Source organism: Pseudogulbenkiania sp. FW507-F1, assembly GCF_058781125.1.
The window spans coordinates 121,648-139,486 of record NZ_JBYSWM010000010.1; the positions used below are offsets into that span (position 1 = coordinate 121,648).

Below are 17,839 nucleotides of genomic sequence, written 5' to 3' on the forward strand. Positions count from 1 at the left end.
TCGCCCGCACTCAAAACCGGGGTTTCTGACGAAAACGAGAAAACGGTTCCGGCCTGACGCGGCATTCGGGTAAAATCCCGTTTTTTCCATACCTTACAGGCTCTTCCGCCATGATCGAAGTCGGTATCGTGATGGGTAGCAACAGCGACTGGGACGTCATGCAGAACGCCGCCCGCGTTCTCAAGGACTTTGGCGTCGCGTTCGAAACCCGCGTCGTCTCCGCCCACCGCACTCCTGACCTGCTGTTCGACTACGCCGCCAGCGCCGAAGCGCGCGGGCTCAAGGCGATCATCGCCGGCGCCGGCGGCGCCGCCCACCTGCCGGGCATGCTGGCCGCCAAGACCCACGTCCCGGTGCTGGGCGTGCCGGTTCCGTCCAAGTACCTGCGCGGCGAGGATTCGCTGCTGTCCATCGTGCAGATGCCCAAGGGCATCCCGGTGGCCACCTTCGCCATCGGCGAAGCGGGGGCCGCCAACGCCGCGCTGTTCGCGGTGGCGATGCTGGCCAATGCCGTGCCGGAACTGGCCGCGAAGCTGAAGGCCTTCCGCAAGAAGCAGGAAGACACCGTGCTGGCGATGACGCTGCCGGAGGTCGAATAATGGCGGCGATTCTCCCCCCGGCGATGCTGGGCATTCTCGGCGGCGGCCAGCTGGGCAGCATGTTCACCGTGGCGGCCAAGACCATGGGCTACCGCGTGACCGTGCTCGACCCGGACGCCAGCGCCCCGGCGGCGCGCTTCGCCGACGTGCATTTGTGCTCGCCGTACAACGATCCGGATGCGCTGAAGACGCTGGCTGAGACCTGCGCCGCCGTCACCACCGAGTTCGAGAACGTCAACGCCGACGCCATGCGCACGCTGGCGCAGAAGACCCGGGTGTCGCCGTCCGGCGACTGCGTGGCGATCGCGCAGGACCGCATCGTCGAGAAGGGCTGGATCAACAAGGCCGGCCTGCCGACCGCACCCTACCTGGCGATCGAGTCGGTCGAGGACATTCAGACCGACCTGACGCCGTACCTGCCGGGCATCCTCAAGACCGCGCGGCTGGGCTACGACGGCAAGGGCCAGGTGCGGGTGAAGACCTCCGACGAGGCGCGTGCCGCCTACGCCGACTTGGGCGGCCAGGCCTGCGTGCTGGAAAAGATGCTCGACCTCCAGCTCGAGGTCTCGGCCATCGTCACCCGCACCTCGCCGGCGCAGGTGGCGGTGTTCCCGGTGGCGGAAAACCGTCACGCCGGCGGCATCCTCGATGTCTCCATTGTTCCGGCGCGCATCGCGCCGGAACTGGCGGCGCAGGCGCAGGGCATGGCCAAGAAGTTGGCCGAAGCGCTCGACTACGTCGGTGTGCTGGCGGTGGAGTTCTTCGTGCTCGCCGACGACACGCTGGTGGTCAACGAGATCGCGCCGCGCCCGCACAACTCCGGCCACTACACGCTGGATGCCTGCCTCACCGACCAGTTCCAGCAGCAGGTGCGCGCCATGTGCGATCTGCTGCCGGGCCGCACCGACCTGCTGAGTCCGGCGGTGATGGTCAACCTGCTGGGCGACAGCTGGCGCGAGGACGGCGGCGAGCCCAACTGGGCGGTGCTGGCCGAGGCGCCCAACGTCCACCTGCACCTCTATGGCAAGCAGCAGGCGCGCGCCGGCCGCAAGATGGGCCACTACACCGTGCTGTCGGCCAGCGCCGACGCTGCGCTGGAGCAGGCCGAGGCGCTCAAGGATACGCTGTAATCATCGGATTTCGGGCGCCCCGCCACGGGCGCCCGGCTTGTTTTCAAGGAAGCAACATGACCGGCATCACCACCACCAACCTCACCAGCCTGAAGAAGATCTACTCGGGCAAGGTGCGCGACCTGTACCAGATCGACGACAAGCGCATGCTGATGATCGCCACCGATCGCCTGTCGGCGTTCGACGTGATTCTCGACGACCCGATCCCGGGCAAGGGCCAGATCCTCACCGCCATCTCCAACTTCTGGTTCGAACGCCTCAAGGACCTGGTGCCCAACCACCTCACCGGCGACAAGCCGGAGGACGTGGTGAGCGCGGAAGACCTGCCGCAGGTGGAAGGCCGCGCCGTGGTGGCCAAGCGCCTGAAGGCGGTGCCGATCGAGGCGGTGGTGCGCGGTTACCTGGCCGGTTCCGGCTGGAAGGAATACCAGCAGTCCGGCACCGTGTGCGGCATCAAGCTGCCGGAAGGCCTCAAGGAAGCCAGCCAGCTGCCGGAGCCGATCTTCACCCCGTCGACCAAGGCCGCCGTCGGCGACCACGACGAGAACATCAGCTACGAGCGCTGCGTCGAAATCATCGGCGCCGAGCTGGCCGAGAAGGTGCGCGACACCGCGATTACGCTGTACAAGGCGGCCGCGTTCTACGCCGCCACCCGCGGCATCATCATCTGCGACACCAAGTTCGAGTTCGGCCTGGACGAGGACGGCACGCTGACGCTGATGGACGAGGCGCTGACGCCGGATTCCAGCCGCTTCTGGCCGGCCGACAGCTATGTCGCCGGCAGCAACCCGCCGTCGTTCGACAAGCAGTTCGTGCGCGACTGGCTGGAAGCCTCGGGCTGGAACAAGCAGGCGCCGGCCCCGGCGGTGCCGCTGGAGGTGCGCGAGAAGACCGCGGACAAGTACCGCGAGGCGCTGGAACGTCTGACGCGCTGAATCTACTGCATTAGGCGGCTACGCCTGCGCCTCCTGAGCGCCGGCGGACTGCCGGCGATGCGGAATCCTCATGGACGACGTGTCCATTCCGGTCCCCGTGTTCCGGCGGCACGCAAGCTGCTTGGGCGCGCCGGCCTGCTGCCGCGGGTCTCCCTCTCGCCGCCAAACGCCCCATGCACACCAACCCGCCGTCAGGCGGGTTTTTCATGATGGGGTAGCGGCTGCCGCCGGCGCCGGGCCTCTGTCATACTGGACGGCGTGCCGCTTTCTGACGGAAACCCGATGACCGTGCTGCAACCCACCCTGTCCACCGCCCGCCTCTTGTTGATCCCGGCCGACCCCTCGTGGGCGTTGGCGCTGCTCGACTACCAGCACCGCAACCGCGAGCATCTGGCGCGCTGGGAGCCGCGTGGCGGAGACATGTTCTACAGCGAACTGTACTGGACCATGCGCCTGCGCCAGCGCTGCCGTGACTGGCAGGACGGGCGCGGCGCGGCGTTCCTGCTGGTGCGCGAAGGCACGCCGGGGCGGGTGGCCGGCACCGTAACCCTGTCCAATATCGTGCGCGGCAGCTTCCAGGCCTGTCACCTCGGGTACAACCTGGACCAGGCTGAGCAGGGGCGCGGGCTGATGCACGAGGCGCTGCGGGCGGTCATCGCCTGTGCTTTCGAGACGCTGCAGCTGCACCGCATCCAGGCCAATTACCAGCCGGACAATGTGCGCAGCGCGGCGGTGCTGCGCCGCCTCGGCTTCGTCGTCGAGGGCCATGCCAAGGACTACCTGTTTCTCGACGGCGCCTGGCGCGATCACGTGCTGACGGCGCTGACCAACCCCGATTTCGACCCGGCGCGCATGCTGGCCTGAGCCGGCGGCGCGCCTTTGCCGTTCTGGAGCCCGGACGATGCAAGCCTTTACCCTCGACGCCGCCGACGGCGAAACGATCCGTGGCTGGTGCTGGCTGCCCGCCACGGCGCCGCGTGCGGTGGTGCTGATCGTGCACGGCATGGGAGAGCACGCGGCCCGTTACCGGCGCTTTGCCGACAGCTTGGCCGAAGCCGGTTACGCGGTGTACGCGCACGATCAGCGCGGCCATGGCGAGCGGCCGCGGCGGCGTGGCTGGTTCGCCGCCGAACAGGGCTGGAACAAGGTGGTGGACGACGTCGATACGGTGCGCGCCCACGCCGCGGCGCGGCACCCCGGGGTGCCGCTGCTGCTGTTCGGCCACAGCATGGGCAGTTTCGTGTCGCGCGCCTACCTGCTGCGTCACGGCCAGGGCTTGGCCGGGCTGGTGCTGTCGGCTACTGGCTACCGCCAGGCCTGGCTGGCGCGGCTGATGCGCCGCATCGCCGGCCTGGCGGGCCGGCTGGGGGGACGGCTGCAGCCGAGCGCCTTCATGAGCCGGCTGGTGTTCGGCAGTTTCAACCTGTCGTTTCTGCCGGCGCGTACCGCAGTGGACTGGTTGAGCCGCGATGCGGCCGAGGTCGATCGCTACCTGGCCGATCCCTTGTGCGGCTTTCACTTTACCCCGGCGCTATGGCAGGACCTGTTCGGCGGCATCATCGCGCTGGAGGCCGGGGAGCAGCGCGGCCGCAACCTGCCGCGTTGTCCGGTGCTGCTGATGACCGGCAGCCGCGACCCGGTCAGCCTGGGGCACTGGGCGCTGCGGCAGCTGGCGCGCCGCTACCGGCGCGCCGGGCTCGACGACATCACGCTGCGGGTCTACCCCGGCGGGCGTCACGAGATGCTCAACGAGACCAACCGCGAGGCGGTGACCACCGACATCCTGGCCTGGATGGAGCGTGTCGGCGTGGCCGGACGGACCGGCTAGCGCGCCCGCGGGGCGGCTTGGTGTTCTCGTTTCGCCTCATCTATTCTTCATAATAGCTACCGGGTATGCCGGTATTCATCATCACGCCCACCCTGGCACCGCCTGCTCCCGGCCGTGCGGGTTCGCGTGCGCCGGGAGAGTCGACTTGTCTACGCTGTCGCCACCCTCCGTTTCCACCTTTGTGCCGCTGCCGCGCCGGGGCATGGGGCTGTGTGCGCTGGCGATGGGGCTGGCCAGCCTGGGCCTGGCCTGGCTCGGCATCTGGCTGCTGCGCGGGCCGGGCGACGTGGCCGCGATCTGGCTGGTCAACGGTTTTGCCATGGCGGTGCTGGTGCGGGCTCCGGCGGCCGCGCGTCTGCCCCTGGCGCTGGCCTTTCTGATCGGGGTGGGGCTGGCCAATGTGCTGGCCGACAACACGCCGCTGCTGGCGTTTGGGCTGGGCCTCGCCAACCTGGCCGAGGTGGCGCTGGGGGCGCTGTTGCTGCGGCTCATCCATCGTGGCGAACCCTTCCTGTCGTCGCTGCGCCTGACGGCGCTGAGCCTGCTGGCGGTTGGTCCGTGCGCCGCCGTGGTGGGGGCCAGTGCCGGCGCGCTGGTGGTGGCGCTGGAGCTGGGCGTGCCGTTTGGCACCATCTGGCCGAGCTGGTGGTTCGCCGACGGCATGGGCGCACTGGTGCTGGTGCCCTTGCTGCTGCTGAGCGACCGCTCGCGCTGGCGCCAACTGCTGGCTCCGACGAAATGGCTGCGCGTGCTGCCGCTGGCGCTGCTGGTGGCGCTGACCTGCTACGTGGGCGTGCGCTACCTGCCGTACCCGTTCATCTTCGCCGAGATTCCGCTGATCGCCAGCGCCATGCTGCTGGGCCTGTTCCCCGCGACCCTCCTGACCCTGCTCGCGGCGGCGCTGATCGTGGCCGCCACGCTGGATGCCCCGGAGATGGTGCTGGCCGGCTTGCAACGCTGGGGCCCGGCCGGGTTCAACCTGCCGCTGGCGGTGACGGTGTCGCTGCCGGTGATGGTGGGGGCGCTGATGGATGCGCTGGAGCGTCAGCAGACGGCGCTCGAGCTCAGCCGCAAGGAACTCAGCGACACCATGCAGGCGGCGGCGATCGGCATGGCGCTGGTGTCGACCAGCGGCCACTGGATCAAGGTCAACCCGGCGTTGTGCCAGCTGTTGGGCTACCGCGAGGAGGAATTGCTGCCGCTGACGTTCCAGGACGTCACCCATCCCGACGACCTGGAGCTGGACCTGGCCAACGTCCACGCGCTGCTGGAGGGGCGCGCCGACACCTATCGCATGGAAAAGCGCTACCTGCGCCAGGACGGCCGGGAATTGTGGGCGCAGCTGGCGGTGTCTATCGTGCGCGACCGCGATGGGCGGCCGCTTTACTTCGTGGCCCAGGTGGAGGACATCGACCAGCTGAAGCGGGCCCAGGAAGCGCTGCGCGAGAGCGAGGCGCGCTGGAACTTCGCGCTGTCCGGCAGCGGCCAGGGGGTGTGGGACTGGGATCTGGTGAGCGGCACGGTGTTCTTTTCCGATACCTGGAAGAGCATGCTGGGCTATGCCCCGGGAGAGATCGGCCAGGATATCGAGGAGTGGTGGTCGCGCATCCACCCGCAGGACGAGGAATGGGTACGCGTGGTGCTGCAGCGCATCGCGCAGGGGCGCGATAGCCGTTACGCCATCGAGTACCGCCTGCTCGACAAGCGCCACAACGCCCTGTGGATCCACGACCGCGGCGTGGTGATCGAGCGCGACGCCGCCGGCCAGCCGCGGCGGCTGATCGGCACCCACACCGACATCAGCGCCAGGAAGCGCGACGAGGCCGAGCGCCGGCGCCAGAGCGAGCGCATGGCGTTGGCGGTGGCGGCGGCGCGGGTGGGCATCTGGGAGTGGCACATCGGCAGCAACACCCTGATCTGGGACGAGCGCATGTACGAGCTGTACGGACGCCAGCCCGGCGACGGCGATCCGCCGCTGGAGTACTGGTACAACAGCCTGCACCCGGACGACAGCGAGCGGGCGCTGCAGGAAGTGGTGCTGGCGCAACAAGGCAAGAAGCCGCTCGATACCGAGTTTCGCGCGCTGTGGCCGGACGGGCAGGTGCGCCACATCCGCGCCCTGGCGACGGTGCGCTGCGACGAGTACGGCGTGCCGGTGGCGATGACCGGCACCAACTGGGACATCACCGAGCAGCGCCGGCTGGCCGATGCCCTGGCCGAAGAGAAGGAGCTGTGGCGCGTCACGCTGCACTCCATCGGCGACGCCGTGATCGCCACCGATACCACGCTCGTGATCAATTACATGAACCCGGTGGCGGAGCGGCTGACCGGCTGGCGCCAGGCCGAGGCGCGGGGGTGGCCGCTGAGCACGGTGCTGGTGCTGCGCGATCAGGCCAGCGGCCAGCCGCTGGCCGACCCGGTGGAAGCCTGCCTGCGCCAGGGCCAGCCGGTGTTTCTCCAGCCCGGCGCGGTCCTGATCGGCCGCGATGGCCGGGCGGTGCCGGTGCTCGATTCGGCCGCCCCGGTGCGTGCCGGCAACGGCAGCGTCATCGGCGCCGTGCTGGTGTTGCAAGACCTGCGCGACCTGCCGCCTTCGCGGCCCGGCGCCATGCCCCCGTCGCCGCCCGCCCGCTGAGACGCCCCCCGCCGTCGCGCTATCCCTCTCGGTCACTTCCCCTTGGCGCAGCGCGCCCGGTCGGGGGCTGGTTTGACAACTTACTTACTAGTAAGTATTGTCGTGGCACAGGCTAACACGATAAAAAACCGCCACACCAACACGAGGAATTTCCCATGACGGCTTACCCGCGGCTCTTGGCCCCGCTCGATCTCGGCTTCACCACGTTGAAGAACCGCGTGCTGATGGGCTCGATGCACACCGGACTGGAAGAGGCGCCGCAAGGCTTCGAGAAGATGGCCGCGTTCTACGCCGAACGGGCACGCGGCGGGGTCGGGCTGATCGTCACCGGCGGCGTCGGCCCCAACCCGGAAGGCTGCGTGGCCGAAGGGGCGGCGATGCTGGCGCACGAAACCGAGGTGCCGCAGCACCGCCTGGTGACCGAGGCGGTGCACGCCGAGGGCGGCAAGATCTGCCTGCAGATCCTGCATTCCGGCCGCTACAGCTTCCAGGAGCAGTGCGTGTCGGCCTCACCGCTGATCGCGCCGATCAATTTCTACAAGCCGCGCGAGCTCTCCGAAGAAGACATCTGGCGCACCATCGCCGACTTCGCACGCTGCGCCCGTCTGGGGCAGCAGGCCGGCTACGACGGCGTCGAGGTGATGGGCTCGGAGGGCTACCTGATCAACCAGTTCATCGCCCGCGCCACCAACCAGCGCCGCGATGGCTGGGGCGGCAGCTTCGAGAACCGCATCCGCTTCGCCATCGAGACCGTCAAGGCGGTGCGCGCCGCCACCGGCCCCAACTTCATCATCATTTACCGCCTGTCGATGCTGGACCTGGTCAAGGATGGCAGCACCTGGGACGAGGTGGTGCAGCTCGCCAGGGAGATCGAAAAAGCGGGGGCCACGCTCATCAACACCGGCATCGGCTGGCACGAGGCGCGCGTGCCGACCATCGCCACCATGGTGCCGCGCGGCGGCTTCGCCTGGGTGACCAAAAAGCTGATGGGCGAGGTGGGTATTCCGCTGATCACCACCAACCGCATCAACACCCCGGAGGTGGCGGAAGACATCCTCGCCAGCGGCTGCGCCGACATGGTGTCGATGGCGCGGCCGTTCCTGGCCGACCCGGAGTTCGTCAACAAGGCGGCGGCGGGGCGCGGCGACGAGATCAACACCTGTATCGGCTGCAACCAGGCCTGTCTCGACCACATCTTCCAGGGCAAGCTCACCAGCTGCCTGGTCAACCCGCGCGCCTGCCGCGAGACCGAGCTGAACCTGGCGCCGGCGGCGACGCCGAAGCGGCTGGCGGTGGTCGGCGCCGGGCCGGCCGGGCTCGCCTGCGCCACCACGGCGGCCGAGCGTGGCCACGTCGTGACGCTGTTCGACGCCGCCGGCGAGATCGGCGGCCAGTTCAACGTCGCCAAGAAGATTCCGGGCAAGGAGGAGTTCCACGAGACGCTGCGCTACTTCGCGCGCCGCCTCGAGACGACCGAGGTGACTTTGCGCCTCAACACCCGCGTGCAGGCGGACGACCTCAAGAATTTCGACGAGGTGATCCTCGCCACCGGCATCGCGCCGCGCCTGCCCGCCATCCCCGGCATCGAGCACCCGAAGGTGCTGAGCTACCTCGACGTGCTGAAACACGGCAAGCCGGTTGGCCGAAGCGTGGCGATCATCGGCGCCGGCGGCATCGGCTTCGATACCGCCGAGTTCCTCACCCACGAGGGCACGTCGAGCTCGCTGGATGCCGTGGCGTTCATGCGCGAGTGGGGCGTCGACATGTCAGGCGAGACGGCCGGCGGCCTCGTGCCGCAGGGGCCGCAGCCGCATCCCAGCCCGCGCCAGGTCTACCTGCTGCAACGCAAGACCAGCAAGGTGGGCGAGGGGCTGGGCAAGACCACCGGCTGGATTCACCGCGAGAGCCTGAAGATGAAGCGGGTGCAGATGGTGTCCGGGGTGAGCTACGACAGGATCGACGACGCCGGGCTGCACGTGACGATCAAGGGCGAGGCCCAGCTGCTGGCGGTCGACAACGTGGTGGTGTGCGCCGGGCAGGATCCGCTGCGCGAACTCGTGGCGCCGCTCCAGGCCATCGGCAAGACCGTGCACCTGATCGGCGGCGCCGACGTGGCGGCCGAGCTCGACGCCAAGCGCGCGATCGATCAGGGGGTGAGGTTGGCGGCGGTGATTTGAGCGCTTGCGAATAAGAGCCGCTAGCAAACCCCTCTTGGCGTTGTTGCGCGGCCTTGCCGTACTAGGTGTACTGTCTGCGGCCGCGCGCCTAGCCAAGACCGCTACGCTGGGGTTTGATAGCGGCTCTGCATCGCCCTCGTCCCGATTCCGGCCCTGTGATGCTCGCTACGATTTCTTGCGCAAGCTCGGCTGGTTTCCTTCTGGGGAGGTTGGGTTGAGCGGAGCGAAGCCCAACAATCCGCCTCGGAAGGGGACGATGGGTTACGGCATGGCCGCCTTCACCCATCCTACGGAATCGGTGGACTGCGTACTGTCGCGCCAGCGCAGCAGCTGCGCCGCCACCGCGATGGCGATCGAGGTCGGGTCCTTGGCGCTGATGCCGGGCAGGCCGATCGGGCAGACCATGGCGGCGAGCCGTTCCGGCGCGATGCCGCGCGCGGCGAGGCGGTGTTCGAAGCGGGCGCGCTTGCTCTGCGAGCCGATCAGGCCGAAGAAGCCCACGTCGTCGCGGCGCAGGATGTGCCAGGCCAGTTCCAGGTCGAGGTCGTGGCGGTGTGTCATCACCAGGTAGGCGCTGCCGGGCGCGGCGTTTGCCACGTCGTCGGTCGGCTCGTCGCTGACGATCCCGTCCACGTTGTCCGGCAGCGGGGCGAGGAAGGCGTCTTCGCGCTGATCGACCCAGCGGATATGCAGGTCGCTGCCCGCCAGCACCCGCACCAGCGCCTGGCCGACATGGCCGGCGCCGAACAGCGCCAGCTCCCGGCGCCAGGCGCGATAGCGCTGCTGCCAGCGCCCGTCGTCCGCGCCGCCGGACAGCCGCGTGGTGCTGTCGTCTTCCGTTTCCATTACCCAGTCCGAACCCGCTGCGCCGGCGGCCAGCGCGCGTGCCAGCGTGGCGCCCTGGCGCAGCGCCTCGGCGCGCCGCTGCCACGCCGCCCGGTCACCGGCCGCGACGCGTTCGAACAGCAGCCACACCACGCCGCCGCAGCACTGACCCAGGCTCGGACCGAGGGCAAAGCGCAGGACCTCCGGCGCTTGTGGCGCGCTGAGCAGGCGGGCGCGGGCGTGGGCGATGGCTTCCCACTCCAGATGGCCGCCGCCCAGGGTGTCGGCTGTCTGCGTCAGGTTCAGCGCCAGCGTGGCGCCGGCTTCGCGCGGCGCCGAGCCGGCCACCTTGAGCACGCTCACCAGTTCGGCGTCGCCGTCGGCGAGCAGGGCGGGCAGGGAGGCGAGCCAGGGCGGCATGTCAGGCTCCCGGGCGGTAGCCGATGGCGTCGAGCGCATCAAGCACCGCCTGCGGCGTGGCCGGGGCGGCGAGCGGCACGCGCTGGCCCGGCGCGGCGCAGTAGCCCAGGGCGTCGCGGATGGCGAAGAACACCGACAGCGCCAGCATCAGCGGCGGCTCGCCCACCGCCTTGGAGTGGTGCAGGCCTTCCTCGATGTTGGCGTTGTCGAACAGCGTGACCGTGAAGTGCTCCGGCACGTCGTAGGCGGTGGGAATCTTGTAGGTGGACGGCGCGTGCGTGGCGAGCCGCCCGTCCGGCTGCCAGCAGAGCTCCTCGCTGGTGAGCCAGCCCATGCCCTGCACGAAGCCGCCCTCGATCTGGCCGCGGTCGATGGCCGGGTTCAGCGAGCGCCCGACGTCGTGCAGGATGTCCACCGCTAACAGCCGCGTCGCCCCCGACAGCGTGTCCACCGCCACCTCGCTCACCGCCGCGCCGTAGGCGAAGTAGTAGAACGGCCGGCCCTGGCGCGTGTCGGCATCGTAGTGGATCTTGGGCGTGCGGTAGAAGCCGGCCTCCCACAACGGCAGGCGGCGGCGGTAGGCCAGCGTCACCAGCTCGGTGAAGTCGAGCCGGTGTTCGCCGGAGCAGACCTGTCCCCCTTTGAATTCGACCGTGGCGGCGTGGCAGCCGTAGAGCACGGCGAACAGCGCGGCCAGCCGGGTGCGGATCGCCCCGGCGGCCTGGCGCGCGGCCTGGCCGTTGAGGTCGGCGCTGGAGGAGGCGGCGCTGGCCGAGGTGTTGGGCACCTTGGCGGTGTCGGTGGCGCCGATGCGCACCCGCTCCAGCGGCAGCCCGAGTTCCTCGGCCACCACCTGCTGCACCTTGATGTGCAGGCCCTGGCCCATCTCGATGCCGCCGTGGCTGACCAGCACGCTGCCGTCGAGGTAGACGTGCACCAGCGCGCCGGCCTGGTTGTAGTGGGTGGCGGTGAAGGCGATGCCGAACTTGACCGGGGTCAGCGCCAGGCCGCGCTTGAGCACGGGGCTGGCGGCATTGAAGGCGGCGATGGCGTGGCGGCGTTCCGGGTAGTGGCTGTCGCGTTCCAGCTGGTCCACCAGCTCCGGCAGCACGTTGTCCGCCACGGTCATGCCGTAGTGCGTGGTGTCGCGCGGCGCCGCGCCGTAGAAGTTGGCGCGCCGCACCACCAGCGGGTCGCATTGCAGGGTGCGCGCGATGTCGTCGAGCACGCTCTCGATGGCGAACATGCCCTGCGGCCCGCCGAAGCCGCGGAAGGCGGTATTCGACACCGTGTGTGTTCTGAGGCGCAGGTTGTGCAGCGTCACCGCGTCCAGGTAGTAGGCGTTGTCGACGTGGAACAGCGCGCGGTCGTTGACCGGGCCGGACAGGTCGGCGGAATGGCCGCAGCGCGCCGCCAGGGTCAGCTCGAGGCCGTGCAGGCGGCCGCTGTCGTCGAAGCCGGCGTCGTAGTCGTAGGCGAAGTCGTGGCGCTTGCCGGTGACGGCGATGTCGACGTCGCGGTCCAGGCGCAGCTTGACCGGGCGGCCGGTGCGCTGCGCCAACAGCGCCGCTAGGCAGGCCCACTGCGCCGACTGCGTTTCCTTGCCGCCGAAGCCGCCGCCGATGCGGCGGCACTCGACCGTCACCGCGTGCGCCGGCAGCCCGAGCGCCTCCGCCACCAATTGCTGCATCTCGCTCGGGTGCTGGGTGGAGCAGTAGAGCTGCAGGCCGCCGTCGTCGCGCGGCACGGCGTAGCTGACTTGCCCTTCGAGGTAGAAGTGCTCCTGGCCGCCCACGCTCAGCTGCCCCTGCAGGCGGTGCGGCGCCTGTTGCAGGGCGGCCGCGGCGTCGCCGCGTTGCATCTCCACCGGCGGCAGCACGTAGTCGGCGGCGGCGCGCGCGCTGGCGATGTCGAGGTGCGCCGGCTGCGTCTCGTATTCGGCCCACGCCAGCCGTACCGCGCGCCGCGCGATCTCGACGCTGTCGGCGGCGACGGCGAACAAAGGTTGGCCGAAGAAGCTCACCTCGCCCGCGCACAGGATCGGGTCGTCCGGCTCGATCGGGCCGCAGCTGGTGCCGTGGCACAGGTCGGCGGCGGTGAGCACGGCGCGTACCCCCGGCAGCTGCCGCACCGTGTCGAGATCGAGCGCGCTGAGCCGGCCGTGGGCGACCTCGGCGCAGCCGAGCGCGGCGTGCAGCGTGCCGGGCAGTTCCGGCAGGTCGTCGGTGTAGCGGGCACGGCCGGTGACGTGGAGCCGGGCGCTGTCGTGCGCATAGGGCAGGCCGACGTGGTCGTGCGCTGGCGGTGGTGGCGTGCTCATAGGGTTTCCTCCGGCGCGGGCAGCGCGATCGGCTCCAGCTCGTCGAGCTGCAGCGGCGTCATCCCCTGGCTGTCGAGCCAGGCCCGCCACAGCAGCCGGCGTGCCAGGCGCTGGCGGTGGTCGGCGCGGCCGCGCAGGTCCGACAGCGGCGAAAAGTCGTGCTGCAGTTCGTTCATCGCCGTCTCCACCGCCACCGCATTCCACGGCCGCCCGATCAGCGCCGCCTCGGCCTGGGACGCGCGTGCCGGCACCGCCGCCATGCCGCCCAGGGCCAGTCGGGCGTCCTGCACCACGTCGCTGTCGTCGCGCGTGATGGCCAGCGCCAGGAACACCGTGGCGATGTCCTGTTCGTAGCGTTTGGACGCCTTGTAGGCGCGGATGAACGGGGCGGCGTTGGATGGCCTACGGCGCGGTACCAGTACGGCACGCACGAACTCGCCCGGCGCCAGGGCGTTGTGCTGGTAGCCGAGGTAGAAGTCTTCCAGCGCCAGCTCGCGTTCGGCGCCGAGCCGGTGCAGCCGCAGCCGTGCCCCCAGCGCGATCAGCGCCGGCATCGAATCGCCGATCGGCGAGCCGTTGGCGACGTTGCCGGCCAGGGTGGCGGCGTTGCGGATCGGCGGCGAGGCGAAGCGCCGCGCCAGCTCGGCCAGCTCCGGGTACTCGGCCACCAGCGCGGCGAAGGCGTCGGTCAGCGTCACCGCGGCGCCGATGCGCAGCCACTCGGGATCGTGCTCGATGGTTTTCAGCTCGTCCACGTGCGCCAGCGCAATCAGCTCGGGCAGCTCGTGCAGCTGTTTGGTGACCCACAGCCCGAGATCGGTGCCGCCCGCCAGCAGCCGCGCCTCGGGGACGGCGGCGTACAGTTCCGCCAGCTCGGCCAGGGTGCGGGGGCTGCGCAAACGGGCGCCGCCGGCGCGGTAATCGAGCGCCGGGGCCGTGGCCAGCGCCTGCAAGGCGGCGACGATCGGCTCCGGGTCCGGCAGGCAGGCAGGGGCCGCGCAGGCGGCGACGCCGGCGTCGATGATGGGGCGGTAGCCGGTGCAGCGGCACAGGTTGCCGGACAGCGCGTCGATCACCTCGGCGCGTCCGGCACCGGGGTGCTGGCTGGCGAGTGCGAACAGCGACATCACGAAGCCCGGGGTACAGAAACCGCATTGCGAGCCGTGCTGCTCGACCAGCGCCCGCTGCACCGGGTGCAGCCCGTCCGGCGCCAGCGCGGCCACGTCCTCCACCGTCAGCAGCGCCTTGCCGTCGAGCGCCGGCAGCAGCATCAGGCAGGCGTTGACGCTGCGCCAGACCAGCTTGCCGTGGCGCAGCTCGCCCACCGCCACGGTGCAGGCACCGCAGTCGCCCTCGGCGCAGCCTTCCTTGCTGCCGGTGGCGTGCCGCTCGTCGCGCAGGAATTGCAGGACGGTGCGGGTGGGGGGCTGCTGCTGCACCCGCACGATGTCGCCCTGGTAGTAGAACTGGATCGGCCGTTGTTCCATGCTGTGCTGTCCGCTGGGCTGCCGGGCGGCGGCCCGGTTTCTATAAAGATAGTCGGGCAGGCGAGGCTTGCCAGCTTGGGGCGTCGCCGGCCCGGCTGCCGGGCGGCGGGTCAGTGGGGGACAGCGCCTCGGTAAACGTCGTGCGCCGTACCCGGCAAACGATGAGCCACACCACCCGCACGGGGCAAAGCAACAGCGCCAGCGCTATGGCCAGCGTCGCCGGCGCGACGCCATGGACGTAGAGCACGCCGCCCGCCACCGCGACCGAGAGCGCGGCGCAGCCCAGCTACGCCCGCCGTTGCACCGCCATGGCGCTGCTGCGCTCAGAGCCCGATACGCGCCCGCTTGAGCAGCGCCGAGTTGACGATCACCGACAGCGAACTGAGCGCCATCGCCGCCGCGGCCAGGATGGGGTTGAGCAGGCCCAGCGCCGCGATGGGAATCCCGATGCTGTTGTAGATGAAGGCCCAGAACAGGTTCTGCTTGATCTTGCCCATGGTGGCGCGCGACAGCTGGATGGACGCCACCACGTCGCGCACGTCGTTCCGGATCAGGATGATGCCGCCGGTCTCCTTGGCCACGTCGGAACCGGAGCCGATGGCGATGCCGATGTCGGCGGTCGCCAGGGCCGGCGCATCGTTGACGCCGTCGCCCACCATCGCCACCACCTCGCCCGCGTCGCGCAGCTGGCGGATCACCTTGGCCTTGTCCTCCGGCAGCACCTCGGCGATCACCTGCGCGATGCCGATCTGCCGGGCGATCGCCTCGGCGGTGCGCCGGTTATCGCCGGTCAGCAGCACGACCTTGATCCGCCGCGCCGCGAGGGCGGCCACGGCCTGGGCGGCCTCCGGCTTCAGCGTGTCCGCTACGGCGATCACGCCGATCAGGCGGCCGTTGTCCCCCACCAGCATGGCGGTCTTGCCGTCCGCCTCCAGGCGCGCCAGGGTCTCTGCCGCCGCGTCGATCGCGATGTTTTCCCGGGCGAACAGGCGGCGGTTGCCGAGCAGCACCGTGCGCCCCTCCACCACGCCCTGGATGCCGTGGCCGGCGATGCCGGTGATGGCGCCGGCCGGCGCCAGCGACAGGCCGCGCTGCCGTGCCGCCCTCACCATGGCCTGCCCCAGCGGGTGCTCCGAGCCGGTTTCCACCGCGGCGGCCAGAGCCAGCACCTGCGCCGCGTCGTGAGTGTCGAACGGCACGATATCGGTGACGTTCGGCTCGCCGCGCGTCAGGGTGCCGGTCTTGTCGAACACGATGGTGGTGAGCTTTTCCGCCCGCTCCAGCACCTCGCCGCCGCGGATCAGGATGCCGCCGTCCGCCCCCTTGCCGACGCCAACCATCAGCGCCGCCGGCGTGGCGATGCCCAGCGCGCACGGGCAGGAAATGATCAGCACCGCGATGAAGGCCAGCAGCCCTTGCGGGAAGTGGCCGGCCAGCCACCAGCCCAGGAAGGCGAGCACGGCGACGCCGACCACCGCCGGCACGAAATAGCCGGTGACGGTGTCGGCCAGGCGCTGGATCTGCGCGGTGCTGGCCTGGGCCTCTTCCACCATGCGGATGATCTGCGCCAGCGCGGTGTCGGCGCCGATGCGGGTGGCGCGGAAGGCGAACACGCCGGCGCCGTTCAGGGTGCCGCCGATCACCGGTGCGCCGGGGCGCTTCGCCACCGGCATCGATTCGCCGGTGAGCATCGACTCGTCCAGATTGGACTGCCCTTCGATCACCTCGCCGTCGGTCGGCACCTTCTCGCCGGGCTTCACCAGCACCGTTTCGCCCACCATGATGCTCTCGGCCGGGATGTCGGTTTCCACGCCGTCGCGCCGCACGTGCGCCGTGGCCGGTTTGAGGTCGAGCAGATGGCGCACCGCCGCCGACGACTTCTTCTTGATGATCTCCTCCATGTAGCGCCCGAGCAGCACGAAGGCGATGATCACCGCCGACACTTCGAAATAGACGTCGCGCTCGGCCACCTTGACCGGCAGGATGGCCGGGAAGAACAGCACCGCCACGCTGTAGAAGTAGGCCACCGAGGTGCCCAGCGCGATCAGGAAATCCATGTTGATGTTGCGGGTGCGGATGGCGTTCCAGGCGCCCTTGTAGAAGCTCCAGCCGCCGATGAACTGCACCGGCGTGACCAGCAGGAACAGCCACATGCCCCAGGTCAGCCAGGGCAGGGCCGGAATCGGCGCCCATGACAGCAGCGTGGCGCCGGCGGCGAGCGCCAGGAAGGCGCCGGCGCGCAGCATCGCGAGCGCCAGCACGCCGGTCAGCGCGATGGTGACCCGCGTCTTCATCGCCTTCAGTTCGTGCTCGGGCGACTCGAAGGTGCGCAGGCAGCTGTCGCTGCAGAAGTAATAGGTACGGCCGCCGCGCTGGGTGCTGAGCGCGCTGGCCTTGTCCACCAGCATGCCGCAGATCGGGTCCTTGGCACGGCCGCTGGCACCGCTTGCTGCGGCCGGCGGCATCGCCGCGGCCGCGGGCGGGGGCGTGCTGGCGCCACCGGTGGCGCTAACGGGGGCGTAGCGCTCCGGCGCGGCGGCGAACTGCTGCTGGCAGTGCGCCGAGCAGAACCAGTAGCGTTGCCCGCGGTACTCCTGGCTGGACTGGGCCGTGGCCGGGTCGATCTGCATGCCGCAGACCGGGTCGCTGACGCGTGCCATCGTCATTCTCCTTTCATTGCGCCGCTAGCGGCAGCCGTGCAGCCGCGTGTGCAGCCACGCGAACACCGTGCCGACCACGAAGCCCCATACCGTCAGCACGACCAGCGGGTAGAGGAAGACGGCGAGCGTGAACGGGGCCGGGCTGGCCAGCTTGTGAAAATCGAGGCCGTGGAACAGGGCGTTGAGGAAGTCGATGCCCTGCGCGGGCCACTGCCGGTAGAGGAGGGCGCACACGATGTAGCTGAACGCCATGGTGAGGGCCAGGGCGAGGCCGGTTTTCCAAGGGGGGAACAGGGCCATGGCAGACTCCTTGGCTGGTGAGGGTGGCAACAGGCCGGGCGGCGCCACGCCTCGTCGCGGCATGAGCTTGCCGCCGACGGCGACACGGCGCGCGCTCCGGTCATCCGGAGGGCGCGGACGCTACTGGTTGAAACGCTGGAACAACCGGAGCAGGAAGGAAGGGGGTGAGGTGGCCGGCCACGCCGCCTGGCGCGGCCGGGAGGCCCGGCCGTGGCGGCAGAGGGGCGGGAGGATCATGGGCAGCAGCAGCCACAGCAGCAGCACGGGGGTCGCCAAGGGAGCGGCCGGCGCCGGCTGGGAGGCGCTGGTCGCGCTGCCCAGGTTGGCGCACCAGGACTGGCAGGCGGCGTGGTGCGAGGCCGGCGCCGAAGCGGGCGCGTCCGACGGGTCGGCGCTCAGGACGGCCGGGCCCGCCGCCAACGGTTGCTCGGCCAGGCAGCCCTCGAGAGCGCCCGCCGCGCAGGCAAACACCCACAGCGCCAGCAGCAGGCGGCAGAGGAGCTGCAGGGGGCGGCGGGAGAGG

Annotated in this window: 13 protein-coding genes; 7 read left to right on the top strand and 6 right to left on the bottom strand. The window is 70.2% G+C overall.

The window, feature by feature from the left end; genetic code table 11:
* Positions 1-110 precede the first annotated feature (110 nt).
* From purE to AC3WG5_RS08885, 7 genes are all read left to right on the top strand, one after another.
* Positions 111-599 carry a 5-(carboxyamino)imidazole ribonucleotide mutase gene (purE, locus tag AC3WG5_RS08855; protein WP_008954768.1) on the top strand — a complete coding sequence of 163 codons (489 nt, stop codon included), beginning with the start codon at positions 111-113 and terminating at the stop codon, positions 597-599.
* Entirely contained in the window at positions 599-1,729 is a 1,131-nt protein-coding gene (locus tag AC3WG5_RS08860; RefSeq protein WP_492568437.1) for a 5-(carboxyamino)imidazole ribonucleotide synthase, read from the top strand. Before purE ends, AC3WG5_RS08860 begins: the two co-directional genes overlap by 1 nt.
* A gap of 56 nt (positions 1,730-1,785) precedes the next feature.
* Complete coding sequence (locus tag AC3WG5_RS08865; protein WP_492568438.1) at positions 1,786-2,664, top strand: phosphoribosylaminoimidazolesuccinocarboxamide synthase; 879 nt, start codon at positions 1,786-1,788, stop codon at positions 2,662-2,664.
* Between the two features lie 282 nt (positions 2,665-2,946).
* Entirely contained in the window at positions 2,947-3,528 is a 582-nt protein-coding gene (locus tag AC3WG5_RS08870) for a GNAT family N-acetyltransferase (protein WP_014085673.1), read from the top strand.
* A gap of 37 nt (positions 3,529-3,565) precedes the next feature.
* Positions 3,566-4,492 (top strand): alpha/beta hydrolase, encoded by a 927-nt coding sequence (locus tag AC3WG5_RS08875; RefSeq protein WP_492568439.1) that lies wholly within the window; start codon positions 3,566-3,568, stop codon positions 4,490-4,492.
* Positions 4,493-4,637: 145 nt separating this feature from the next.
* Positions 4,638-7,127, top strand: a complete 2,490-nt coding sequence (locus AC3WG5_RS08880; RefSeq protein WP_492568440.1) for a PAS domain-containing protein — start codon at positions 4,638-4,640, stop codon at positions 7,125-7,127.
* A gap of 155 nt (positions 7,128-7,282) precedes the next feature.
* Positions 7,283-9,304, top strand: a complete 2,022-nt coding sequence (locus AC3WG5_RS08885; RefSeq protein WP_492568441.1) for an oxidoreductase — start codon at positions 7,283-7,285, stop codon at positions 9,302-9,304.
* A gap of 261 nt (positions 9,305-9,565) precedes the next feature.
* Here the strand turns inward: AC3WG5_RS08885 and xdhC are convergent, their stop codons facing one another.
* The 6 genes from xdhC to AC3WG5_RS08915 form a co-directional block, all read right to left on the bottom strand.
* A complete protein-coding gene (gene xdhC / locus AC3WG5_RS08890) occupies positions 9,566-10,549 on the bottom strand; it encodes a xanthine dehydrogenase accessory protein XdhC (RefSeq protein ID WP_492568442.1) in 984 nt (327 codons plus the stop codon).
* Position 10,550: 1 nt separating this feature from the next.
* Positions 10,551-12,869, bottom strand: coding sequence for a xanthine dehydrogenase molybdopterin binding subunit (xdhB, locus tag AC3WG5_RS08895; protein ID WP_294866070.1), 2,319 nt, complete (start codon positions 12,867-12,869; stop codon positions 10,551-10,553).
* The gene (gene xdhA / locus AC3WG5_RS08900) at positions 12,866-14,356 is read right to left on the bottom strand and encodes a xanthine dehydrogenase small subunit (protein WP_492568443.1); all 1,491 of its coding nucleotides are present in this window, start codon (positions 14,354-14,356) and stop codon (positions 12,866-12,868) included. The genes xdhB and xdhA overlap by 4 nt, the downstream gene beginning before the upstream one ends.
* A gap of 323 nt (positions 14,357-14,679) precedes the next feature.
* The gene (locus AC3WG5_RS08905) at positions 14,680-17,016 is read right to left on the bottom strand and encodes a heavy metal translocating P-type ATPase (protein ID WP_492568444.1); all 2,337 of its coding nucleotides are present in this window, start codon (positions 17,014-17,016) and stop codon (positions 14,680-14,682) included.
* Positions 17,017-17,040: 24 nt separating this feature from the next.
* Positions 17,041-17,316, bottom strand: a complete 276-nt coding sequence (locus AC3WG5_RS08910) for a DUF5676 family membrane protein (RefSeq protein ID WP_008954780.1) — start codon at positions 17,314-17,316, stop codon at positions 17,041-17,043.
* 120 nt (positions 17,317-17,436) lie between these two features.
* Positions 17,437-17,839: hypothetical protein (locus tag AC3WG5_RS08915; RefSeq protein WP_492568445.1), on the bottom strand; the 403-nt coding region annotated here is incomplete at its 5' end.

Bases quoted from the DNA above. Each gene is read 5' to 3' on its own strand.
- purE (WP_008954768.1), top strand. From the start codon at position 111: ATGATCGAAGTCGGTATCGTGATGGGTAGCAACAGCGACTGGGACGTC.
- AC3WG5_RS08860 (WP_492568437.1), top strand. From the start codon at position 599: ATGGCGGCGATTCTCCCCCCGGCGATGCTGGGCATTCTCGGCGGCGGC.
- AC3WG5_RS08865 (WP_492568438.1), top strand. From the start codon at position 1,786: ATGACCGGCATCACCACCACCAACCTCACCAGCCTGAAGAAGATCTAC.
- AC3WG5_RS08870 (WP_014085673.1), top strand. From the start codon at position 2,947: ATGACCGTGCTGCAACCCACCCTGTCCACCGCCCGCCTCTTGTTGATC.
- AC3WG5_RS08875 (WP_492568439.1), top strand. From the start codon at position 3,566: ATGCAAGCCTTTACCCTCGACGCCGCCGACGGCGAAACGATCCGTGGC.
- AC3WG5_RS08885 (WP_492568441.1), top strand. From the start codon at position 7,283: ATGACGGCTTACCCGCGGCTCTTGGCCCCGCTCGATCTCGGCTTCACC.
- xdhC (WP_492568442.1), bottom strand. From the start codon at position 10,549: ATGCCGCCCTGGCTCGCCTCCCTGCCCGCCCTGCTCGCCGACGGCGAC.
- xdhB (WP_294866070.1), bottom strand. From the start codon at position 12,869: ATGAGCACGCCACCACCGCCAGCGCACGACCACGTCGGCCTGCCCTAT.
- xdhA (WP_492568443.1), bottom strand. From the start codon at position 14,356: ATGGAACAACGGCCGATCCAGTTCTACTACCAGGGCGACATCGTGCGG.
- AC3WG5_RS08905 (WP_492568444.1), bottom strand. From the start codon at position 17,016: ATGGCACGCGTCAGCGACCCGGTCTGCGGCATGCAGATCGACCCGGCC.
- AC3WG5_RS08910 (WP_008954780.1), bottom strand. From the start codon at position 17,316: ATGGCCCTGTTCCCCCCTTGGAAAACCGGCCTCGCCCTGGCCCTCACC.